The following is a 22,753-nucleotide window of genomic DNA, read 5'->3' as shown; positions in this document are numbered from 1 at the left end:
TAGTTATGAACATTGCCGTTGCAGGGGGAACCGGAATTGTTGGCCGCCACGTGGTCCGCATTGCCCGTGAACGCGGCCACCAGGTCAAAAGCCTGTCCAGGCATGAAGGCGTTGACCTGGTCACCGGCAAGGGCCTGGCCGCGGCCCTGCAGGGAGTCGAGACGGTGATTGACGTGGTGGGACTGAACTCCATGCACACCAAGAAGTCAACGGACTTCTTTATGGCCACCACCGAAAACCTGCACCGGGAAGGCAAAGCCGCCGGGGTGAAGCACCATGTGGTGCTTTCCATCGTGGGCGCGGACAAGGCTCCCACTGGACTCTATGCCGGGAAGAGGGCCCAGGAAGAGGAGGTCCGCGGCGGAGACATCCCCTGGACCATCCTGCGTTCCACCCAGTTCCACGAGTTCGTGACGCAGATACTGGCCCACGCTTCAGCGGGCCCGTTAGTGTTCGTGCCCAGGTTCAAAACGCAGCCCATCGCCGCGGCGGAAGTGGCCGAAGCCCTGGTGCACGCGGCCGAAGTGGGCCCGCAGCGCCGCCTCCCCGACCTCGGCGGCCCAAAAGCGGAGCGGCTCAAGGACATGGTGGGCAGGTACCTCCGGAAGAACGGGAAGAAGCGGCTGGTTGTGGAGATTACCGCCCCGGAGGTCCGGTGGAAAGCAATGCGCAGCGGCGCGCTGCTCCCGGCAGCGGATGCCGCCGCCGGACGCCAGACCTTTGACGAGTGGCTGGACTCCCCGGAATCTTGATCCATTCTTGAGCAATACTGCGGCCGGCCTTGAGCCAAGCCATGCACAGTGGTTCGCAGAAGGCCCCAGCGCTGAGTCCACGGGTTGCAAACTGGGTAACCAACCCGTGGTGCAAGGGCTTTTTTGCCGGGGAAACCCGGTGGTCTCTGGCCCTTGGCGGTGTCATCACGGTGGCACCGCCAAGGCGTCCCAGGGACGCGAGTTTCCCCCGTTCCCGGTGATTGAACGGCTACGCGACGGCAACGCACCAGAGACGTCGGAGCCGCCTACCCACGGGATATTTGTGCTCGTCGTATGCCCAAAAGGTCAGCTACGCCAGCGAACGCCTTTCCCATGACCGCCCTTCACAGGGACAGGACGTAGCGGCGTTCCGGCCGGCCCGCCGAGTTGCGGACCTTAATCTCGGGCGTCGAAATCCAACCGGCACTTTCGTAGCAGGCGACCGCTCTCGTGTTGTCGGCGATAACCCAAAGCTCCAGGGGCGTCTGTGCGTTCACCGAGTGGTTTCGGAGGTGGTCCAGGAGTTGGCGCGCGAGGCCCTGGCCCCAAGCTTCCGGGTCAACTGCGAGGTAGAGCACTTCCAAGGCAGCCACACGAGGGACGACGATCGAGAACGCCATCGCACGGTCACCGATACGCGCCGTCAAGAGGAATGCGCCGTCCTCGGCAAGCGCTGATTTAATGCCTGGCAGCTTGTCATCGAGCGGTGGAATATCGGGGAGCTGATCCCGCAGAGCGGTAGCACGAGCCCAAATTCCGGCCGCGTCCCGTGCGGGCGCACTTCCCTGTTCCGAACGAACCTCTGGGAGTGGCGGTGAGTTCATCCGTCGATCCTGCCACGGACAACCACCGTTCACCTCAAAACGTTCACGGGGCAGGTCGACGGGAAGGACAGTGAAGTGGGATTTCCACGGCTTGGGAACTCTTGCGTGATTCTTGAGCGCACCTTCCGCGGTCCTTGATCCCGGCCGTGCAGAGTGGTTTTTGTAAAGCCCGGAGCGCTGAATCAACGGGGTGAAACTGGGGTTGGTGCCCGGTGATCCAAGGGCTTTCCGTCGGGAAACCGGCGGTCTCAAGCGCTTGGCGGTGTTATGAAGCTGGCACCGCCAAGCTGACCTCCTGACCACCATCGGGACCATTTACCAGGGCAGGAGACATGAGCGCACTAACTGAAACTTCCGCGGCGGCCGAGACCGCCGCCGCGGTCATACCGTCCCGGCGCCGAGGCACCCCCCGCCACGGCGCCGGGACTTTCCACCGAAGGGCAGACCACCTTGCCTGAGTGGGGTCCGGCCAGGCTGGAACCCGCAAAGATCCGGCGCCTGGCGGAGGACATCGAAAACCCCACCGCCGCTCTGAACTTCCTCGGAGACTTCCTGTCCATGCTGCCGGGACGGATCACACGGATCCTGGACACCCTGGCCGAGCGCGATGCGAAACGCGCCATGGACGCCACCCTGAGCCTGAAAATCACCTCGGCCATGACGGGCGCGGTGGAAGCGGAATCGTACTGCCGGCGCATCGAGTCGCTGATCCGCTGCGGCGCGTTCGAGGAAGCAACCGAGACCGCACAGGTCCTGCACGGGATCGTCACCACACTGATGGTGGCTGGTCCCAGCCTGCTGCTCGACGCGCGGTCAGACTTGCAGGGGTTCGAAGCTCAGCCTTCACGGCAGGAGCCGGCGGTCTAAGAAGGCTGCCGCCCCGTTGTCTGCTGGTGGGGCCGCCCGTCCAAAGGTCCGGAGCGGACCCGAGCTACCTAGTGGCTTCGCCGGAAACGCAGGACCATGGCGGAGAGCCCCATGGCACCCACGAGGGATCCGAGGATGATTGCAACGCCTGAGAAGTATTCAAGAATGGTCATCGTTGACGCACCTTTCATATGGCTGGTGCACTGAATCTATTCCTGAAGGCACAGGGTCATTGCAGTAATACCGGCGTGTCTGGTCACGATTAGGCGTCGGTGTTCCCGCTGACTGTCACAGGACGCGCCCAGTAAGGTAATCCCTACCGGTACCGTCGACAATGACAGCAGCGATTTCCTAGTAAAGGCCGCCCCCCGCTGATACCTAACGAGTTGACCGGCGCCGCATGATCCTAGTAGCCAACCCGACAACGGCTGCCAACGATTCGGTCACTTTAGAGGGACCGGGGAAGGGCTTGATGACGGTAACCTTTGTTTCCGTTCCGGCCTGAGAAATCAGGGCAATAAGTTCCTGAATCTCTTGGTCTGTGGGTCGGGCTCGTCTTAGCCGCCGTCCACCGCGAAAGTCCCCTCGTTCCATCTTCTGAGACTAGGAACTGGGTGCTGCTGAGCACACGCGTAATCACTACTCGAATTTCCAGCCGTTCACTACTCACTTCGAGATGAACGGTCCGGTTATTCCCGCAGATTTGACCAGTGAGAAACGCGAGGCCTACTGGTACCCGTCCACAATCGCAGCGGCAATCTCCTTGTACGCCCGGCGCGTCTCAGGCTTGAGAACGTCCAGGGTGACCAGGTCGCCGTCAGCAACGCCTCGGTCATGCGGAACGGCGATCAGCTGGCGGCAGATGCCGGAGAGGTGTTCCTCGATGGCGTCCTTGTCCACGCGGGAGGAAACCTCGTCCTTGTCCGTGATCACCACAATGGCGTTCCTGGCCAGGTCCTCGTAGCCGTGGCTTGCCAGCCAGTGCAGGGTGCTGCGGGCACGCTTGGCGCCGCTCACCGCGTAGCCGGCGGCGATCACCAGGTTGTCCGCGGACTGCAGGATCCCGCTCATGGCGTTATGGGTGACGCCGGTGCCGCAGTCGGTCAGCGCGACCGAGTAGTAGCTGGAGATCAGCTTGCGGATCCGCAGGTACTCGGCCGCCGTAAGCGAATCGGAAACCTCCGGGTCCTGCTCACCAGCGATCAGGTGCAACCGGCCGGCGTGGTGCATGTACCGGGCCAGGGCCGTGAGCGAATCGACAGTGTCGATGTTCCGGAGCAGGTCGGTGATTGTGCGGGGGCTGGCCTGCTGGTAGATGCCCTCCCCCAGTGCGCGCTCCACAAGATCGCCGGAGTCCGGGTTGGCGTCGATGGCGCAGGGCGCGTCGCCGCGGAATTCGGCGAGGGTCAGGCCCACGCCCACGGTGGTGGAGGTCTTGCCGATGCCGCCCTTGAGGCTGAGGATGGCGGTGTTGTAGCTGCCCTGCAGCTGGCGAGAGATGCGGCGGCCCAGTTCGTCTTCCTGCCGCTGCTTGGCGCCGGGGCCCATGTTCCAGGCTCCGCCTGTCATGGAGTAGATGGCACCGCGGAACCCACCGACGGGGCGCGGCTTCTGTTCCTTGACGAACAGCCCCGGTGAACTGATGAAGTCCGGCATCGGGGTGTCCGCGATGACGTCTGCCGCGGTAGGCCGGACGCGGCGGAAGGCAGGGGCCTCTGCGGGCGCAGCCGGCAGGGAAGGCGCGACGGCGGGACTGGCCGGGGCGGCGGCGCTCGACTCTGGGGCGACGGGCTGGCCGGCCTGGGGCTGGGACGTGGCCGGCGGCCTGGCGGGGCGGCGGGTGGGGGCCGGGACGTGCTCGATGGGGTTCACGGCATCTGCCGCGGCAGCTGCTTCGGCCCAGGAAGTCCGGCGCGTGACCGGCTGGCCGGCGTCTGCCTGGCTGGAAGGGTTGGGTGTTACGGCTGGCATGGTTCCTGTCCAGGCGTCCGCAAGATCGCCATCCCCACGACGGACGTCGCGGCGTCGGCGCAGCTGCGGCTGCCCTGCATCATCGTGTGCGTCGGCGCGCGGGTTCTTATCCGCCGGATCGGGCATGTCTGTCCCCCCAGGACGTTCGGCAAAAGGCATTGCGGCACTTTACTGTCTGGTACAAACAGCAAGTCTAAGTGCTGGGGAGGAAGCCCGTGGTCAGACGCGCGTCAGTGCGGCGCCCACCACACTGGCGGTAAGGATCAGGAGGATGGCCAGGATGGTATATCCCTGCCATTTGGGGCGGCCTTTGTGGGGGTTGATGTCGACGTACGGCATGCTGGCGGTAACTACCTCGGGGTGCGGTGGGGCGTGGGCATGATCCGGATGGCGCGGCGCTTCAGCCGCAGCATCTGGAGTAGGACTGCAAAGGGGATCAACAATGTGCCCAGCAGCGCGCAGAGCGCCAGGACATAGTCGGACAGGGCCATACAAACCTCCATTGGTTAGCAGCATTTCCCCATGTCAAATCAGGGAGGACGCTACCGGCTTGTCCCCGGCAATACAAATCATGACAAAAGCCATGCTCGCAAGACCCGCCGTCAGCGGGCGAGGGCCAGCGTCACCATGCCCACTGTGGCCGCAGCCAACGCGCCAAACAAGACGTACAACATCCACCGGATCCGGCGCCGCCGGAGCTCCCGCCGTGCGTCGCGTGCGTACTGTGTGCCCCCGAAGTTACCCATACAGCGAGGCTACAGAAACAATGTTTCCGGCTGATCAAGTCAAGCTGTATGGGACCCATGATGTGCCTGAACGTCCGGCACCGCCGTCAGTGCTGCGGGCGCGTCTCCTGCAGTCGCTTGATGAACCAGCGGGACTGCTCCGGGCCGTACGGAAGAACAGGGATGGCCTTGGTGGCATCGGACGGGGCGTCGCGGATGGACTGCTGGGCCTGGCGAACGGCCGTGGTCATGGTGTTGGCCATGGTCTTCACGAACTGGTCGCTGCAGGGCTGGCCGTGGCCGGGGATCAGGAATTCGTAGCGGTGCCGCAGCGCGGAGATGTGGCGCAGAGAATCGGCCCATTCCTCGGGGAAGGAATCCTCGAAGGACGGGTGTGCGCCCTGCTCCACGAGGTCACCCACGAACAGGGTGGTGGGGGTCCCCACCAGCAAGTCGCCGTCGGTGTGGCCGCGGCCCAGCCAGAAGAGGGTGGCGGTCACCCCGCCAAGGTGCACCAGGACGGGCTGGTCTTTGACGATGGCGTTGGGTACCACCAGTTCAACGTTCTCGCCTTCCCCGGTGGACATTTCCGGCTCCAGCGTGCCCACGAAGCGGCGCTGCAGGTCCCCGCGCTCGTCGATTTCCGCGGCGCAGTTTTCGTGGGCCCAGAATTCGGTGGCGCCATCCGCGGCGAACACGGCGTTGCCGAAGAAGTGGTCGTAGTGGGCGTGGGTGTTGACCACCACGAGGGGCAGCTGGGTCTTCTCCCGCACCGCGTCCAGGATTTCGCGTCCCTGCCGCGGGCCGCAGCCGGTATCGATCACCATGGCCCGCTCGGATCCAACAATCAGGCCGGTGTTCAGCAGCGAACCTTCGGTGACCAGCACATAGTTGTCCGCGCCGACTTCGAGCCATTCTGACATTGTTTCTCCATACCTCCGGCAAGCAGTTACGTTCGTCTTGGCCTCGATTCTACTCACGGGGCCTTGGAGTTTCCGGGACGCGCACCAGCGGCCTTACACTCCCGGCGCCCTCAATCAGCCACGTAATGTTTACCCCTTGGAAACTTTCCGCCGCGTACCATCTGTTTATGGGGACAAAACAACATCAGAGCTTCTGCGCCTCCTGCGCTAAGACCACCAACCACGTCACTCGCTACCAGAAGGCCGACGACGGCGGCCCGCTCATTGCCACCGTGCAGTGCTTCGAACACTCGGAGAAGCCCGCCCGCAACTGATGGGCACAGCTCCCCATCGCGGCCTGCCCCGCGTAACGACATGATGAGGCTTGCACTTGTCGCGTCAAATATTGGGGAAATCAGTGAACACCAACGAGCAGCCCGGCTGGCCACAGCAGGCGAAAAATCAGCCTCACACAGCGCCGCAGCAGCGGGGTTCTGAACCGCTCGCTGACACCACGCTGCGGTACGGCCACTTGCCGTCGCCGGAACAAAGCCAGCACTATGGCCAGCCGCCCATGTTCATGCAGGCTCCGCCCAAGACCGGCATTTCCATGTGGGGGTGGATTGCCGGTGGCGCGGGCGTCGTCGCGGTCATCGCCGTCGCCGGCGTCCTGGTGTTCAACGGACTCTCCGGCGGCAGCAAACAGCCGGAGGTCCTCCACTCGCCGAGCATCAGCGAATCAGCAGCGCCCGAAGAGTCAGCGGACGCGGCGGCCTCGGACGGTGCCGGCAGCGCTGTTTACCTCTTCGATGAGTCCGATTTCACCAGCCCGCCGGTGTGGTCCATCCGGGAACCGGAAGGCTGGACCAAGGAACCAGTGAAGGCGGGCGAAGTTAATTACCGCAACGCCAGGCTTCAATGTACTTTTACGATCCATCAGGATGCCCTGCCTGCCACCCGCGACGCCGGCGACGAAGCAGCGACTGCTGCGGCCATGGCCACCGAGATTGGCGGCGTCAAGCAAGCGGTGGGCAAGCCCGTCGAGGTCGTGGATGAAGCCGGATCCGTATACGTAGGCCTGCGCGACGGCAGCAAGGACATTGAACTGCAGGAGGCGGAACTCCGGTTCAAGAACGACAACAATGCCGACGTTGTCTACCGGATGGCCATGCGCGCGACCACCGGCAGCAGCGGGCTCATGGAACTGGCCTTGGCCTGCCCCGGCGGCGTGGCGGACGAAGGGGCGCTGTGGCTGGAACTGACCGACCGGGTGAGCATGGTCGACGCGGCGTAGCCCCAAATGGCACGTATGAGCGGCATGGGGCCTTGACGGTCTGTGCCGCTCATGCAGTTAAGACGGCCCAGGCCTCCAAGAACTTCTCGGCAATGTGGGCGTGGCCGGCGGCGTTCGGGTGCCCGCCGTCAAAATCGTATCCCGGGCTGTTGGCGTCGGTGAACCAGCCGCCCTCGGCGGCATCGACAAACGGAGCCTTGGCAGTTTCGGCGCCTGCCCGGATCGCGCCGTTCGTGGCCCGCAACTCCCCGGCGAACGGCTGTGGCGCTGTGGGTCCCAGAACTACCACCTGGACGCCCGGCCATAATCTGCGGGCCGCTTCGATGGTCTGCGCCGTGGCCGCTTTGATCTCTTCTGGGTCGGCGATCAGGGAGTCATTCTGCCCGCCCTGAAGAATAAGGAGGTTCGGGACAAACGCCGGATCCTCGGCAATTGTCTGCAGCCGGGCCTCGTACTCCAGTCCCAACTCATCCTGCGCGCCACCGCCCCACGCGAACCCGGTTCCCGGCTCGCCGTCGATGTTCGTCGGGTATCCGAGCGCGCCGGCAACCAGGTATGCCCACCCCTGGTCTGTTCGAGCTGCGCCCTCGCTGACGGTGTAAGAGTCGCCGAGAATCAGCAGGACGGGCTCCGCCGGAAGCTGGACTCCCAGCCGCTGGGTCGTCGCGGTTGCTGTTGCCGTTGGAGTCGGCGAGGCAGTAGGTGTGGCAGCGGCGGTTGGCGTGACGGCCTCCAGAGCGGCTGCCGGTTCTTCCGGAGAGCGCGGGCCAGCCAGGGCAATTCCGGCAACGCCGAAGGCCACTACTGCCAACACAAGAAGTGCTGCGTACTTGATCCACTCCTGTTTGGTGCCGCTGAGTCGACTGCCGTTTCTCGTCACCCGGCACATCTTACCGGCGACTGGTGATTGAGGGGCAGAAAGCCTCCGGGTCTCAGCTGACTAGCAAATCCAGAGAGAGCAGGCAACAAGGTACGGCGGCCCCACATGGGCCCGTTCGCTCTGGATCCGCGTCCACTACAGGTCCGAGAGTACGGATCCCGGATTCTCCATGCCGTCCGCGACGAACCGCAGGAACCCGGCGGCCGTCCCGCCGTCGCACACGCGGTGGTCGAACGTCAGCGTCAGCTCAGTCACTTTCCGGACGGCGAGCTCACCGTTCACCACCCATGGTTTATCGATGATCCTGCCCACACCCAGGATGGCCACCTCCGGGTGGTTGATGATCGCCGCGGACCCGTCCACGCCAAACACCCCATAGTTGTTCAGCGTGAACGTCCCGCTCCCCAGTTCAGCCGGGGTTGCCTTTCCTTGGCGCGCGACGTCGGCTAGCCGGCGGATCTCCGTGTCCAGCTCGCGTGCACTGAGCTTTTCAGCCCCGCGGACGGACGGCACCACGAGGCCGCGGTCGGTCTGGGCTGCGATGCCCAGGTTGATCCCGTCAAACCCGACGATCTCCTGGGAACCGTCCGCCGCAGTTTCGATGCGGGTGTTCAGCTCCGGGTACTTTTTCAGCCCCGCGGTGACAAAGCGGGCAATGAATGCCAGCAGGCCCGGCACCTGGGATGCGCCTGCCTTGAGATCCTTGCGAAGCTCCACCAGCGCGGTAGCATCCACGTCCACCCACACAGTCGCCTCGGGGATTTCCGAGCGGCTGCGCGCCATGTTGGCGGCAACAGCCTTGCGCACTCCCTTGACCGGCGTCCTGGAGGAGATGCCCAGACCGGTCCGGGCATCCTGAGCACCCTGGGCTTCGGTGGTTGAGCCTGTCGAAACCTCCACCGGAGCTTGGGTGGTTGAGCGTGTCGGAACCGCCACCGGCTCTTCCGTCCGGATGGCCGCCTCAACGTCCTTGCGCATTATCAGTCCGCTGTCCCCCGAGCCATGGAGCTCACCCAAATCGACGCCATGCTCGCGGGCCATACGCCGGACCAGCGGGGAAATCACCGCCCCGAGCTTGCCCGGAACGCGGGTCCGCAGGAGGGACAGATCGCCATCGGTGGTTGAGCCTGTCGAAACCCCTGAAGGGGCAGGCTCAACTATCGCGGTTCCGGAGCTCTTCCGTGCCCGCGTCCGCCGTGCAACGCCATGCCCGCCCGGGGTGCCGAACCCGATCAGCACGTTGCCAGACCCGGCCTTTTCTTCTTCACGGTAGGTCTCCGCCTCCGCATGCGCCGGTTCGGTGTCAATTGCCGTATCCCCAAGTTCGGTTTCGGCAGGCTCAACCACCGGGCCGGCGGGGGTATTAGCAGGCTCGCTTCCGGCAGGCTCCACCCTCGGCCCAACTCCCACAGGCGTCACCGAGATCAGCGGCTTCCCCACGTCCAGGGTCTGTCCCGGCTCACCGTGAAGCACGGCAACGGTGCCTGCGTACGGGGACGGGACCTCCACCACCGACTTGGCAGTTTCAACTTCGGCGATGGGCTGGTCCACTCGGATCTCGTCCCCCACGGCAACGAGCCAGCCGATCAGTTCGGCTTCGGTGAGGCCTTCGCCCAGGTCCGGGAGCAGGAATACTTTCGTTTCACTCATGGTCAGTTCTCCCACTGGAGGTCGTCGACGGCGTCGAGGATGCGGTCCACGCCGGGCAGGTAGTACTTCTCAAGCTTCGGTGCCGGGTACGGGACGTCGAATCCGGTGACGCGGCGGATGGGGGCGGCCAGGTGGTGGAAGCAGCGTTCCTGGACCCTGGCCACTATCTCCGAGGACACGGACGCGAAGCCGTGCGCCTCAGCGATCACCACGGCCCGGCCGGTCTTGCGGACGGATGCGCAGACGGTTTCGTCGTCGAATGGGACGATCGTTCGCACGTCGATGACTTCCAGCGAGCGCCCTTCCAGGGCGGCCGCCTCGGCGGCAGCGAGGGCGGTGGGGACGGACGGCCCGTAGGCGATCAGCGTTGCGTCGGTGCCGGGACGGGCGACGGCGGCACGGCCTTCCGAGGACCGGCCCGCCTTCGCGTTGGCGGAGTGCTGCTCCCGGAGCTCGTCCAGGTCCACCATGTCCTTGGACCAGTACAGCTTCTTCGGCTCCATAAACATCACGGGGTCGTCCGAGTCGATGGCTTCGCGGAGCATCCGGTACGCGTCCGGAACGGTGGCCGGGGTGAAGACCTTGAGGCCGGCCGTGTGGGCGTAGTAGGACTCGGAGGAGTCGCAGTGGTGCTCCACTCCCCCGATGCCGCCGGCGTAGGGAACCCGGATGACCATCGGCAGTTTCACGGCGCCCTTGGTGCGGTTGTGCATCTTGGCCACGTGGCTGACGATCTGTTCAAACGCCGGATACGCGAAAGCGTCGAACTGCATTTCGATCACGGGACGCATCCCGTTCATGGCCATGCCCACGGCCATGCCCACGATGCCGGACTCGGCCAGCGGTGTGTCGAAGCAGCGCTGCTCCCCGAAGGTCTTGGTGAGGCCGTCGGTGATGCGGAAGACCCCGCCCAGCGTTCCCACGTCCTCGCCGAACACCAGGACGGACGGGTCGGCGTGCATTGCGTCCGCCAGTGCGGTGTTGAGCGCCTTGGCCATGGTGACCGGCTGGGGGCCGGCGGCATCAGCGGTGGCGGCGGCCGACGCTGCTGCGCGGGCGGTGGCGGCGCTGACGTTGCCGTTGGCCTCGGATGAGGTGGTGACGGTGGGGCTCACTGGGCTGCCTCCTGGGATGATGCGTCGCGGGCGAGTTCGTCGGCGAGAAAGGCGGACTGTTCCTTCAGCTGGGGCGTGGGCGTGGCGAAGACGTGGCGGAAGAGTTCCTGCGGGTCCACCGGCACGTCCTCGCCGAGGCCGTCGCGCAGCTGGGCGGCAACCGCTTCCGCCTTTTCGGAAATCCGCGCCTCGCCGTCGCCGTCCAGGAGCCCGCGGTCCGTCAAGTAGGTCCGCATTCGGTTCACCGGGTCCTTGGCCAGCCACTCGGCGACTTCGCTGTCCTGCCGGTAGCGGGTGGCGTCGTCGGCGTTGGTGTGGGCCTGCATGCGGTAGGTATTGGCTTCCACGAGAAGCGGCCCGGAGCCTTCCCTGGCGAGTTTCACGGCGCGGTCCAGGACCGCGAGGAGCGCCACCACGTCGTTGCCGTCCACGCGTTCGCCGGCCATGCCGTAGCCCACGGCCTTGTGCGCGAGTGACGGCGCCACGGACTGGTGCGCCAGCGGCACCGAGATGGCGTATTTGTTGTTCTGGACGAAGAAGACCACGGGCAGGTGGAAGACGGCGGCGAAGTTCAGGGCCTCGTGGAAGTCGCCTTCGCTGGTGGCGCCGTCGCCGCACATGGCCAGCACCACGGTGTCCTCGCCGCGGAGCTTGGCCGCGTGGGCGACCCCGACGGCGTGGAGCAGCTGGGTGGTCAGCGGCGTGCACTGGATGCCCACTTTGTGCTTGGCGGGGTCGTAGCCGCCGTGCCAGTCGCCGCGGAAGATGGTCATCACCTGGACGGGATCCACACCGCGGGTCATCACGGCGACGGCGTCACGGTAGGTGGGGAACATCCAGTCGCCCTGGGACAGGCACAGCGCTGCAGCCACCTGGCAGGCCTCCTGCCCGTGGCTGGAGGGGTACACGGCCATGCGGCCCTGCCGGACGAGTGCCGAGTTCTGGTCGTTGACGCGACGTCCGACAACAAGCTGCTCGTAGGCAGCCAGCAGTTCCTCATCACCGGGCAGGGGGTACTCGTGGCCGGGTTCGGTGCCCTGCTCGCCAACCGGCGTGAGCCGGCCGTCAGGGTCCACCATCTGGATCTGGTGCCGGGCCGGGAGCATGTAGTCCTCGGCTGTGATGCCGAACTTCTCGGCAGCTTCGGTGAGGGCGTCCTCGGCCGGGGCCCTGCCGGCCTGGTCCGGTGCAGTGTGGTCTGCGGAGATCGTCATTGGTCCGTCCTTCTGTAGCCACTATTCACTCCCAGTATTGTCCTGCGGCAGGTTTCGTATCCAGCTTCTTTTGAAATTCTGGAGAAGTACGGCCCATAGGCCTACTCTGGAAGACGAATTGCAAATGTGATGCACGATACGGGCAGGGGCAGTGGACAGAATGGCAGCACCGGAGGCGGGCACGGAACCGGCACCGCTGGACGACATCGACCGCAGGATCATTGCGGAGCTGACCAGGGACGGCCGTATGTCTGTGACCCAGGTAGCGGAGAACGTCCACATCTCCCGGGCGCATGCCTACACGCGGATCGCCAGGCTCACCGGCGACGGTGTCCTGACTAAGTTCACGGCGCTGGTGGACCCGATCAAAGCCGGGCTGAGGTCATCCGCCTACGTGACCCTGAAGGTAAGCCAGCATTCCTGGCGTGAACTGCGTGAGCAGCTGCGCACCATACCTGAGGTGCACCACATCGCTCTGGTGGGCGGCGACTTCGACGTGATTCTCCTGGTCCGCGCCGTGGACAACATCGACCTGCGCCGGGTCATCTTTGACCAGCTGCAGTCCATGCCGGGAGTGCTGGATACGCAAACTTTTCTTGTTTTTGAGGATGTGGATACGCGGTAGGGAGGGCCGTCGAAAATCCCCGGCATGAGCCGCAAGCACTCCAGCACCCAGCGCCTGCTTGTCGCGAAGAAACGGACCGGCGTCCAGCACTATTAGCCCTCGACGTTGGCGCCGACAGCTCCAGCCCCCGCACTGTAAACCTCCAAGCTGGCACAGAGCGACGCAGCGCGGCACGGCGATGTCCGACGGAAGCTCCTGTCGTCGATGCGGCCGCATGATTAGTACCTCTTGGTCAAGGTCGCCTCGGTGGGCCCTATTCACTTCACCCCAGGGGTCAGGCATCCGATGGTGGCGCGAGATGCGGCCGCAAGCCTTAGTGCCCGCCGTCAAGATTGGGACGCAGCCTGCTTCGACGATCTGCACGAAGCATTACTCTTGATCGCCCGCGCCTGTGGCCTCGAACACCTGAGTACCTTGAACTTTTATCTGAGTATCAAATATGAAAAATACGCGTAGCTACCACTGGGGCTAATTCAATTCCAAAAGCATAACTTCTAGTGAACAGAAATCATGAGTTTGGAAGGCGCGATGTGGACCCCGAGACACTAACTGCCAAATCGGCACGGCCGCGGTGCAGTCATGACTAGCCGGCCTACCAATATGCAGCAGCCTTCGATCGAGCTCACTTCCGGGGTGGGACGTCGCAGGATTCTAAGGTTCGGATCCTTGGTAACTGCCTTGACAGGAGTTTCTGCGGTTTCAGGTGTTGGACGTGACAGCGCTACAGCAGCACCGGGCGATAACAAGAACCAACCTACGGCATACGTGCCCACCGCCGAAAAGGGGGTAGCTTCGGGGGTTGCGACTTTGGATGCACAATCGAAGATCCCAACCGCGCAACTTCCGGACCTTTCCGACAGCTATGCAGGCATACCCTATGCCGACAAAATCGCTCTAGTTGCAACCGTTGAGCGGTATCCGGCCCTGGACCCCACCGGTGTCGGTAACTCCCACGATGCGATTCAACAGGCAATCTTTGACTGTCCCCCCGACGGCGAAGTTGTCCTTCCGTCCGGAACTTACCGTTGCAGCGGCTCGCCTATCTCCAACCTGGCAAGCGGGGGCGGGCGCAAGTCCGTGACTTTTTCCGGATACGGGGCGACGATCATTCACGAAGGAACCTCGAGTCTATTCGCTTTTCAAGGGGCGTTTGAGGCGAACCTCGAAGTGTCTGCAGTGACTCCGGGAACCGTGACCGATGCGTCCGGTAACGCCATTAATTCAGTTGCTCTAACTCTCGATCAGTCGCCGTCCTGGATACGCGGTGATGTTGTCAAATTGTTCGCCGACGACGTAATCGTCGGGGCGCGGCCCGGTACCGGTGGCCTTGAACCCCGCGTTGGGCAATTCTTCACTGTATTCTCCGTAGGGGGCACTACTGTAACCCTGCTTGGAGCGCTACGTGACCCATTCACAGCAAACATCAAAGTCTCGAGACTTCCTCAGATTACGGCCAAAATTCGAGGATTGACGGTGGACACTACTCAGGCCGTCCTCGCTGGGGGCTCCGTTGCCGGATATTTTAGTCTCACGGCTTTGGTCCGTCCCAGCCTCGACGACGTCACGGTTGTGCGCTCGCCTAACGCTGCAACGGCCATCAACTCCTGTTATATGCCCACCGTGAACAGCTACATAATCGGATTTGCCGTCGACGACCCAGGCGTTAGCCGCTATGGCTACGGCATCGTTGACAACGCTTCGCACGGGCTGCGTGTCAATGGAATTAGCGCACGCATGGTCCGACACGCATATACCAATGACTGCCTTCGCATAGCGGCGGGCACTCCGACTCCGTACTCATACGGGCGGACGTTCGGGGCTACCATCCTCAACGGCATATGTGACACGCCGTCAGCTGTGGCGTGGGATACGCATCATGGGTCCGAAAGTACGACTTTCGTCAACTGCCGTGCGGTAAATGCCCGTGGAGCCTTCTCACTTCGCGGGCGGCGCCACAGCATCGAGGCGGGCAAGGCGACCGGCTGCAACCGTGACGTGCATGTCTTCACGGAAGCCGTTGGCGGAGAGTCTTGGGGCCACACGATCGACATAGAATCGGTGAACAACTCGTATCGGGTGATCGATGTAGACGTGAACGGGGCAGGCCACCCGTCAGCAGGCACTATTGAGGAGCGCTACACCACGATCAAGCGCTTGGCGGCCACAGGTGTTCAGAAGCAGATCCTCACACTTTCCAACGCTAGAGTGCGGCTTGAGGGAACGCCTTGTGTTGAGATGGCAGCATCCGTCAACACTGGCAGCCAGCTCATCTACGTTTCCAACTCAACCTTGCAAGCCACGACCCTGACACTCGACTTTGTGAAGAACTCATCAGGCACGGGCATCGATGTATTCGGGTCAAACACCGGATTAGCAACAGTCCTTGATATTCCCTTGGTAAGAATTTACTGCCTTAGCGGGCACTCAAGCAGCATCTCGCGCGTTGTGCGCGGCGTCCCTAACCTGCGAACCGACATGACCGTGAAAATCTCCTACCGCCTAACTGGTGCGTCCATAATGGCTGATGGCCTGTCGTCGGGAAGCATTTTCGAATGGTACTCGGAGAATAACCAGGACAACTCTGACTACTACCTTGCTACGGGCTCTGCCCTAGGGCAGACCGCAGCAACAACCTGGATCAGGCAAACGCGTGGTACACGCCTGACCTTGGATGCGCAACCGGGTGGTGGAAACTTCAAGTTGCAGCCAATTCCTACTGGCAAACGTCGCGGGCAACAGCTGACAATTATGAATACCAGCACCGTAGGTTCGATCACCATTCCGCACGGTGGGGATCACAACACGACCCTTGTCTCTGGATCTGACACAACGCTTAACCCGGGATCTTCAATGGTCCTCGTCTGGCTCGTCAGCACTTGGCGTCAGATCAGCTAGCATCCTTCGCCTAGAAGCCAACCGGTTTCACGTTCAAATCTTCCAATGAGTGCGTTGCCTTGCCTTCCGGCACCACAAGCCTTGCATGGGTGGTTTCTGTCAAAAGCCGAATTGAGTCCTTGCGTCAGGTTGTTCGGAAGTCCTGTGCGAGTAGAATCTACACGGAAGGACACCAAACAGTTGCCTCGCGGTGGCAACGATTGCGTTGAATCCAACAGTCGATGAATGATGAACGGCTCAAAGTCGCAACAGCACAAACTTGAGCGGGGCTCAAAGTCGTGGATTCTTTGATCTTGACTTAAAGATAGCCATCCACGATTGCCGCGGGGATCTCCTTGTAGGCGCGCCGCGTCTCCGGCTTGAGCACGTCCAAAGTCACCAGGTCACCGTCGGCAACGCCACGGTCGTGCGGGACGGCGATGAGTTGGCGGCAGATACGGGAGAGGCGCTCCTCGAAGGCATCTTTGTCCACACCTGACGAGACCTCGTCTTTGTCCGTGATCACCACTATGGCGTTGCGGGCCAAGTCCTCGTAGCCGTGGCTGGCCAGCCCGTGCAGGGTGCTGCGGGCACGTTTGGCGCCGCTCGCCGCGTAGCCGGCGGCAATGACCAGGTTGTCTGCGGACTGCAGGATCCCGCCCATGGCGTTGTGGGTTACGCCTGTGCCGCAGTCGGTCAGGGCAACGGAGTAGTAGCTGGAGATAAGCCTGCGGATACGCAGGTACTCGACGGCTGTGAGCGAGTCTGAAACTTCGGGGTCCTGCTCCCCCGCGATCATGTGCAGCCTGCCCGCATGGCGCATGTAGCGAGCCAGCGCGGTGAGCGAATCAACCGGGTCGCGGTGAGCGAATCAACCGGTTCGATGTTCTTCAGCAAGTCCGTCATGATCCGAGGGCTCGTCTGCTGGTAGATGCCCTCTCCCAGGGCACGTTCCACCAGATCGCCGGAGTCCGGGTTAGCGTCGATGGCACAGCGTGCGTCGCCGCGGCCAGGGGCTACCTACTGTGACGGAGAAAATTGCAGTCGTACTGAACGGCTACTCGATTGGGGTGAAAGTGAGTCGGCTACTCGATTGGGGTGAAAGTGAGTCGCGAAACGATCCTGTCATTGAAGTCAACTAGACTGGCCGCGTGTCTCACATTTCAGTCGCCAAGAATGACTCATCCGCGATAGATAGTCAAAGGAATAAGTCATTTCGTCCAGATATCGAAGGTTTACGTGCGGTAGCAGTTCTTCTCGTCGTAGCAAACCATCTAATTGCCTTTCCTGAGGGTGGGTACATTGGAGTTGATGTCTTCTTCGTCATCTCCGGCTACCTCATCACTGGCCAGTTATTCCGTGAAAGCGCAAAGACTGGATGGATCTCATTCACCGGCTTTTATGCCAAGAGACTTAGAAGGATTGTGCCCGCAGCCACCCTTGTGGCCGCAGTCACGGCGGCGGTAAGCTACTCGATCTGGTATCTGCCAAGGGCAAGCCAGACCTCCATAGATGGTTTGGCATCGCTGTTCTGGGTTTCCAATTGGCATTTCGCCGCTGCGGGCACAGACTATTTGCAAGCCTCCGGGCCAATCTCTCCATTTCAGCATTATTGGTCTTTGTCTGTCGAAGAGCAGTTCTATGTCTTTTGGCCGTGGCTGTTATTGGCTTTGGGCTCTATCTTCACAAAGGCCTCGACCCCAACCTATCGGACTTGCTTGATGGTCGGCATCGCAATGGTCGCAGTCCTCTCGTATTTCTGGGCAATCGTTGAGACTGCGACGAACCCAACTTTCGCGTACTTCGACACGGCGGCACGAGCTTGGGAGTTTGCAGCTGGCGCCTTGATAGCCCTGAGTGCCCACCGCATTCGGGAGATTAGATGGCCGTGGACCAAGTTCCTTTCAGCAATTGGTCTGACCATTATTTTTGGTTCCTCCATCGCCCTTACAGCAACCAGTTCCTTCCCTGGCCCATGGGCTCTCGTCCCTGTTTTCGGCGCAGTCTTGTTCATCTTCGGAAACGAGTCCCGCCTCGGCTGGGGAATGAGCCTAGTGACCAACAAAGTCGCTCGCTATGTCGGCAGAATTTCATATTCTCTATACCTTTGGCATTTTCCCGTAATTGTCTACTTGACGGTGCTATTTCCTCACTCTATCTGGGCGCCCGCGCTTTCCATTCCGATCATGTTCCTCCTTGCCCATCTGACTTATAGGTATGTAGAGACACCAGTCCGACACTCGGCTTGGCTCAGGAGTTGGGAAGGTTATTCAACTTCGGCGCAGCAAATGAAGCCCTCCCGCAGGTACCAAGTTCTGCTGGCAGTTGGGACCGCCGGCCTGATCATAGGGCTATCGGTGGCCCAGTTGAAGGGCCCGGACGTGCTTCGAAATGCAGCTGCTGCAAGTGCGTTGTTGAACGATAGAGGGCCCGCGGCATCGGTCGGGAGATTTGACACAGAAAGCCACATCGCCGGAGAAATCGACCTCTCGCTCAATAATCCAAAGGCACTCCGAGTAACAGTGCCTGCGGTAAATCAGTTGGATGCCAGCCAGGAATCCGAGGCCATGAACACGTCGACGGGATGCCGCAATACCGTTGGTACCCTAAAACCAAAAATTTGCGTTCACGGCGAGGAGACTGCTCCCAAGAGAGCCGTTATCTTAGGCGATTCCATGGCCATGAGCTGGGTACCGACAATTAACGCTGCACTGGAGTCATCGACTTGGCGTACTACGACCCTTGGCTACGCAAACTGCTCGCCCTACGACGTCGACACGATGCCTAGTGTGCCGAATCCCAGCTTTATAGCCCAATGTCGAGAAAGCAAGAAGCACATGCAAAAACTCGTCGACGAAGTACAGCCAGACGTAGTGTTCCTGTCAGGTGGGATAGGTGACTACCAGCGCCAGGCGGATGGGTCTGTGGGGGAAGCCGCCAAAGAGAATTGGGCGGCCGCCGTTGAGCGGACCACGGCAGCGCTCTCGGTCACCGGCGCCAGAGTTATTGTGATGTCTTCACCACCGCCCGGCCAAGACACTCTGGCCTGTGTCGACCGCATCACAGCATTTGCAAAATGCGAAAGAACCATACCGGATGTGTGGTTCGAAAAAACATTGGCCGAATCGTTTGCAACTGCGCGTGCAGTGCAGTCAGGGGCTCAGGCCGATTTCGTCGACAGCCGTAGCTGGTTTTGCGGCGCCAACAACGCTTGCCCAGCAGTCATCGGGCCATACATTGTACGTTTTGATTCGGGACACATGACAAACGCTTTCGCGGAGAGCCTGGGCACACTCCTACGGGGCAGGCTCTCGGGTTTCGGCATGCCGATGGCTTAGCGCCGCAGTGGGTGAGCGTACTCTGCCAAACCAAGGATGCACCAAGTCGCACCTTTCAGGAGAGAGGTGATTGAAACTGATCATGCCCTGGACAGGGTCATATTTTCACCAACCACGGTCTAAGTCTGGGTTCATGCCCCTCCGCCGCCCTTGTTTTGAATGCGACAACAAGAAACAAACAACGGCACTCGGGACAGTAGACTGGCTGTGAATGGCTAAGCACAGCACGGGCTAGATGAGTCGGATTTCAATCCTGGCAGTCGGACCCGATTGGGGCACCGCCCGCGGGCTTAGCCGTGACTTGCGCTCACCGGATGCGTGAAGCTGGTACATAATTGTCCGATTGACGGTTGCATGTCATAGAATTTTTAAGGCATAACTGATGCTGCGGCTGGGGGATCTGTGTCAATAAAGTCGAGTCAGAGCGGCTTGGGCGCGATAGCCGCCAAGGGTGCAATGACAACCATGTTGGGTCAAGTCGGAAAAATCGTCGTCCAGTTTGGCGGGATTATTTTACTCGCTCGGCTTCTTTCGCCCGAAGACTACGGACTGCTGGCCATGGTTCTCGCAGTAATTGGCGTCGGCGAAATTCTACGTGACTTCGGGCTTTCAACGGCTTCCATTCAAGCTCGCGAGGTAACTGCGGCCCAGCGCAACAACCTGTTCTGGATGAACACAGGACTTGGGGCAGCTTGTGGAGCGGCGGCCTTCCTTAGCGCTAGTGCCATTGGTTCAATCTACAACGAAGACAGGGCCGTCGGCATTGCACAAATCTTGGCCGTCACGTTCTTGCTAAACGGAATCTCCGCACAATTCCGTGCACAGCTGAACCGAGACCTAAGGTTTGGCTACATCGCGATCACAGATATGGGCTCGCAAGCTCTGGGGCTATTCGCTGGCGTTGTCGGCGCCTTGGCTGGATGGGGATATTGGGCGCTGGTCATGCAGCAAATGACAATAGGCGTCGTATCGACGATCCTGCTCATAACTCTCGGCAGATGGTTCCCCGGACTACCCACGCGGAAAGCCGACATGAAGCCCTTTCTGTCATTCGGATGGGCATTGATGGCCACTCAGGCAATCGGATACGTCAGCCGCAACGTCGACTCGCTGATTATCGGAGCGAAATTTGGGGCTGGATCCCTCGGTCTCTATAACAGAGCCTTTCAGTTGTTGATGCTGCCGCTGAGCCAAGTTAGTGCCCCGGCAACCACTGTCGCCCTTCCTGTACTCTCACGTTTGCGGGACGATACCGATCGCTATTCGAGCTTTCTGTTACGCGGCCAGACAATCCTGCTTCATGCCATCATAGGCATTTTCGCTTTCGCCTGCGCCCAAGCGCATCCCCTAATAGTCCTAGTACTTGGCGAGCAGTGGCTCGGCACCGTGCCACTATTTCAAATTCTGAGTATCGCTGGTTGCTTCCAGGCAGCGGGATACGCCGTTTATTGGGTTTTTCTGTCCAAAGGACTAACCGCGTCGAATCTCCGTTACTCGCTGGTGTCACGATCCGGGTTGATAGGGGTCATTACTCTCGGGGCGCTGTGGGGCCCGCCTGGTGTTGCTGCTGCGTATAGCCTCGGTTTGGCACTAATGTGGCCGTTTAGCCTTTGGTGGATCGGACGTATTTCGAACGCTCCCGTCAAGCAAATGTTCTTCAACGGATTGCGAAGTATCGTCGCATATGGCGCGGCAGGGGGCCTGTCATTCATCGCCTCAACATTCGTGCCCACAGACCTTTACTTGGCCCGGCTAGGTGTGGGCACAGCCGCGATGCTCGCACCACTCGTGATGATGTATTTCCTTTGGCCGTCATACCGTGCCGATGTTGTCGGAATATGGAAGTCCGCCCGGATGGCCTTGAAGAAACGATCATCTCCCTCCTCCCTCGCAACCCCGCCTTCCTGACGATTGGACAATTGGATTCGTGGCATCTATAGACAAAATCGAGCTTTATCAGTGGAATCCGCTTCGCCCAAAGCACAAAGGATTATTGGGTAAAATCCTTCCAAAGTCCCGCGTGAACAATTTTGGTGATTTACTCGGTCCGGTCATTGTTCGAGAGCTCCTCAAGAAAAACGCAACACGGATCGAATCCTCCACCGCAAAACCATCGCAGCGACTATTCTCGGTTGGTTCAGTTCTGCACTACGCTAGAAACTCTGACATCATTTGGGGAAGCGGTGTCAACGGCAAGATCTCTCAAGACCGGTATGACTTCACTGAACTTGACGTGCGCGCGGTGCGCGGACCCATGACACGGGACTTTCTCGCACAGCTCGGTGTGAAGTCCCCTGCAATTTTTGGCGACCCCGGCCTTCTGGTGAACGACTTGTGGGGACGAGACGCTTTTTATGCAGACCCCAAGGCAAGAAAAACGCTAATCGTTCCAAATCTCAATGACTTTCCTACTTACGATCCTGCTGACACCCGAGTAATGAACCCGCAATCTCCTTTGGAGGAATGCATTCAAAGGATTGCGTCCGCAGAGTTTGTAACAGGATCTTCGCTCCACGGAATTATCCTTGCGGAGTCATTCGGCATACCTGCCAGACTCATATTGCCTCGGCACGAGACGTTGTTCAAGTATGAGGACTATTACCTCGGTTCTGGCAGAACTAAATTTACGCCTGCGTCCGATGTGAACCATGCATTGGAACTCGGGGGCGAACTGCCTCTGAATTGGGAAGCCGATGCGCTGCTGGACGCCTTTCCGTATGATCTATGGCGGGTTGAACCCGAGAAACACGGGCAGGACGCCCGTTTCCGAACCAGCTGATCGCAGATCGTCCTCCGCGCTCGGTTCATCACAAAATCGGGTACTACAGACGTGACAAGGATTACCGGCTCTTCACGGTTCGTGGGGAACGGATCCCTGGAATGAGCGTCACGCCGCCGTCCGGACGGCACTTCTCAAGAGAATAACCGATTTGTAATTGGCGGCGTTGCGGTACCCGCGGGCAGTTCGCTTGATGTTCTTGATCGCGGTGTTGTTGGCCTCGACCTTGCCAGTCGTGGCGCCGGTGATGATCAGCACCTCGATCTCTTTCCACCATCTGCAAACGGTGCGGTAGAGCCTGTTGGTTTCCGGTCGTCCGGCTTCCGTGACCAGCTCCTCAAGTACCTTCTTGGCCGCCGCGGCGTCCTCCAGGGAGCCGGTACGCAGCAGGGCCCGGAGCTGTTCCTTGACCTTCCAGACGGCCTGGAGGGTGCCCGTTGGATCGTCCAGGGCGAACACTTCCTCGAGCCGGAGGGCGGCCCGGCAGTCGAGTGTGTCGCCGCCGCGCAGGAGCAGCATCCGGTGCGCCCAGGCCTTGTCGATGGCCCGGCCGCGGCGGCCCTTGACCTGTTGGGAGAGGTTCTGCCGGGTCTCGGTCATCGCCTGGTTGGCCAGCGAGATCAGGTGGAAATGATCAACAGCGACGGCCGTCCGTGGAAGCCACATCCGCAACGCCTTCCTGAACGCCGCGGACGGGTCGATCGCGACGACCTGAACGGCCAGGCGCCACTCCAGGGGCCGGGCGAACAGCCAGTCCCCGACGCCCTTGTGGTCGCGGCCGTCGACCACTCCAAGGACCTGACCGGTGTCCAAATCCGGCTCTTCGTGGTTCGTGGGGAATTGATCTCGTGTCGTAGATGACAGAAGGGCCCGTGGCCCTGCTGGGATGAGTGTGTCTAGCATTCAACCAGGAACAGGACCACGAGCCTTGACTGAGCCTACC

The 22,753-nt window shown here is 61.3% G+C and carries 19 protein-coding genes and 1 pseudogene; 9 read left to right on the top strand and 11 right to left on the bottom strand.

The genetic code is table 11. From position 1 onward, the window contains the following. Positions 1 to 5 precede the first annotated feature (5 nt). Complete coding sequence (locus tag EYS21_RS00085; protein ID WP_131131133.1) at positions 6 to 752, top strand: NAD(P)H-binding protein; 747 nt, start codon at positions 6 to 8, stop codon at positions 750 to 752. A 344-nt stretch (positions 753 to 1,096) separates the two neighbouring features. On the opposite strand, the gene EYS21_RS23940 is transcribed toward EYS21_RS00085, so the two are convergent. Beyond that, positions 1,097 to 1,576, bottom strand: coding sequence for a GNAT family N-acetyltransferase (locus EYS21_RS23940; RefSeq protein ID WP_347559511.1), 480 nt, complete (start codon positions 1,574 to 1,576; stop codon positions 1,097 to 1,099). A gap of 450 nt (positions 1,577 to 2,026) precedes the next feature. Between EYS21_RS23940 and EYS21_RS00075 the strand changes: the two genes are divergently transcribed. Beyond that, entirely contained in the window at positions 2,027 to 2,443 is a 417-nt protein-coding gene (locus EYS21_RS00075; RefSeq protein ID WP_131131131.1) for an Hpt domain-containing protein, read from the top strand. Between the two features lie 726 nt (positions 2,444 to 3,169). Here the strand turns inward: EYS21_RS00075 and EYS21_RS00070 are convergent. From EYS21_RS00070 to EYS21_RS00065, 4 genes are all read right to left on the bottom strand, one after another. After that, positions 3,170 to 4,540: a MinD/ParA family protein gene (locus EYS21_RS00070; RefSeq protein ID WP_131131850.1), complete on the bottom strand. Its 1,371-nt coding sequence runs from the start codon at positions 4,538 to 4,540 to the stop codon at positions 3,170 to 3,172. 224 nt (positions 4,541 to 4,764) lie between these two features. Further along, the gene (locus EYS21_RS23305) at positions 4,765 to 4,905 is read right to left on the bottom strand and encodes a hypothetical protein (protein ID WP_165478233.1); all 141 of its coding nucleotides are present in this window, start codon (positions 4,903 to 4,905) and stop codon (positions 4,765 to 4,767) included. Positions 4,906 to 5,016: 111 nt separating this feature from the next. Next, positions 5,017 to 5,160, bottom strand: a complete 144-nt coding sequence (locus EYS21_RS23300) for a hypothetical protein (RefSeq protein ID WP_165478232.1) — start codon at positions 5,158 to 5,160, stop codon at positions 5,017 to 5,019. A gap of 86 nt (positions 5,161 to 5,246) precedes the next feature. Then, the gene (locus EYS21_RS00065) at positions 5,247 to 6,062 is read right to left on the bottom strand and encodes an MBL fold metallo-hydrolase (RefSeq protein ID WP_131131130.1); all 816 of its coding nucleotides are present in this window, start codon (positions 6,060 to 6,062) and stop codon (positions 5,247 to 5,249) included. 167 nt (positions 6,063 to 6,229) lie between these two features. Between EYS21_RS00065 and EYS21_RS23295 the strand changes: the two genes are divergently transcribed. Both EYS21_RS23295 and EYS21_RS00060 read left to right on the top strand, forming a co-directional pair. Further along, positions 6,230 to 6,376 (top strand): hypothetical protein, encoded by a 147-nt coding sequence (locus EYS21_RS23295; RefSeq protein ID WP_165478231.1) that lies wholly within the window; start codon positions 6,230 to 6,232, stop codon positions 6,374 to 6,376. An 83-nt stretch (positions 6,377 to 6,459) separates the two neighbouring features. Beyond that, positions 6,460 to 7,335 (top strand): hypothetical protein, encoded by an 876-nt coding sequence (locus EYS21_RS00060; RefSeq protein ID WP_131131129.1) that lies wholly within the window; start codon positions 6,460 to 6,462, stop codon positions 7,333 to 7,335. Positions 7,336 to 7,384: 49 nt separating this feature from the next. Here EYS21_RS00060 and EYS21_RS00055 read toward each other — a convergent pair whose 3' ends face one another. From EYS21_RS00055 to pdhA, 4 genes are all read right to left on the bottom strand, one after another. Continuing rightward, positions 7,385 to 8,215, bottom strand: a complete 831-nt coding sequence (locus tag EYS21_RS00055) for an SGNH/GDSL hydrolase family protein (protein ID WP_242633211.1) — start codon at positions 8,213 to 8,215, stop codon at positions 7,385 to 7,387. 135 nt (positions 8,216 to 8,350) lie between these two features. Next, complete coding sequence (locus EYS21_RS00050; protein ID WP_131131127.1) at positions 8,351 to 9,865, bottom strand: dihydrolipoamide acetyltransferase family protein; 1,515 nt, start codon at positions 9,863 to 9,865, stop codon at positions 8,351 to 8,353. Positions 9,866 to 9,867: 2 nt separating this feature from the next. Next, positions 9,868 to 10,980, bottom strand: a complete 1,113-nt coding sequence (locus EYS21_RS00045; protein ID WP_131131126.1) for an alpha-ketoacid dehydrogenase subunit beta — start codon at positions 10,978 to 10,980, stop codon at positions 9,868 to 9,870. Further along, positions 10,977 to 12,194: a pyruvate dehydrogenase (acetyl-transferring) E1 component subunit alpha gene (pdhA, locus tag EYS21_RS00040; RefSeq protein ID WP_131131125.1), complete on the bottom strand. Its 1,218-nt coding sequence runs from the start codon at positions 12,192 to 12,194 to the stop codon at positions 10,977 to 10,979. The genes EYS21_RS00045 and pdhA overlap by 4 nt, the downstream gene beginning before the upstream one ends. A 160-nt stretch (positions 12,195 to 12,354) precedes the next feature. On the opposite strand from pdhA, the gene EYS21_RS00035 reads away from it, so the two are divergent. Both EYS21_RS00035 and EYS21_RS00030 read left to right on the top strand, forming a co-directional pair. Beyond that, positions 12,355 to 12,819, top strand: a complete 465-nt coding sequence (locus tag EYS21_RS00035) for an Lrp/AsnC family transcriptional regulator (RefSeq protein WP_131131124.1) — start codon at positions 12,355 to 12,357, stop codon at positions 12,817 to 12,819. A gap of 765 nt (positions 12,820 to 13,584) precedes the next feature. Further along, a complete protein-coding gene (locus EYS21_RS00030; RefSeq protein WP_131131123.1) occupies positions 13,585 to 15,714 on the top strand; it encodes a hypothetical protein in 2,130 nt (709 codons plus the stop codon). 298 nt (positions 15,715 to 16,012) lie between these two features. Here EYS21_RS00030 and EYS21_RS00025 read toward each other — a convergent pair. Then, a pseudogene (locus tag EYS21_RS00025) lies at positions 16,013 to 16,713 on the bottom strand (MinD/ParA family protein); the annotation flags it as partial. A 131-nt stretch (positions 16,714 to 16,844) separates the two neighbouring features. Here EYS21_RS00025 and EYS21_RS00020 point away from each other — a divergent pair. The 3 genes from EYS21_RS00020 to EYS21_RS00010 all read left to right on the top strand — a co-directional run bounded on the left by EYS21_RS00020 (position 16,845) and on the right by EYS21_RS00010 (position 21,810). After that, positions 16,845 to 19,031: an acyltransferase family protein gene (locus tag EYS21_RS00020; RefSeq protein WP_131131122.1), complete on the top strand. Its 2,187-nt coding sequence runs from the start codon at positions 16,845 to 16,847 to the stop codon at positions 19,029 to 19,031. Positions 19,032 to 19,487: 456 nt separating this feature from the next. Then, positions 19,488 to 20,939: a lipopolysaccharide biosynthesis protein gene (locus EYS21_RS00015; RefSeq protein WP_131131121.1), complete on the top strand. Its 1,452-nt coding sequence runs from the start codon at positions 19,488 to 19,490 to the stop codon at positions 20,937 to 20,939. Positions 20,940 to 20,958: 19 nt separating this feature from the next. Further along, a complete protein-coding gene (locus EYS21_RS00010) occupies positions 20,959 to 21,810 on the top strand; it encodes a polysaccharide pyruvyl transferase family protein (RefSeq protein ID WP_165478230.1) in 852 nt (283 codons plus the stop codon). A gap of 108 nt (positions 21,811 to 21,918) precedes the next feature. Here EYS21_RS00010 and EYS21_RS00005 read toward each other — a convergent pair whose 3' ends face one another. Next, positions 21,919 to 22,713, bottom strand: coding sequence for a transposase (locus EYS21_RS00005; RefSeq protein ID WP_278184699.1), 795 nt, complete (start codon positions 22,711 to 22,713; stop codon positions 21,919 to 21,921). Positions 22,714 to 22,753 lie beyond the last annotated feature (40 nt).

Origin of the sequence: Arthrobacter sp. S39, from assembly GCF_004320525.1 — a bacterium.
Classification (GTDB): Bacteria; Actinomycetota; Actinomycetes; order Actinomycetales; family Micrococcaceae; genus Arthrobacter.
The sequence above is the reverse complement of the archived record's forward strand: the minus strand, read 5'-3'. Positions and strand labels throughout refer to the sequence as shown.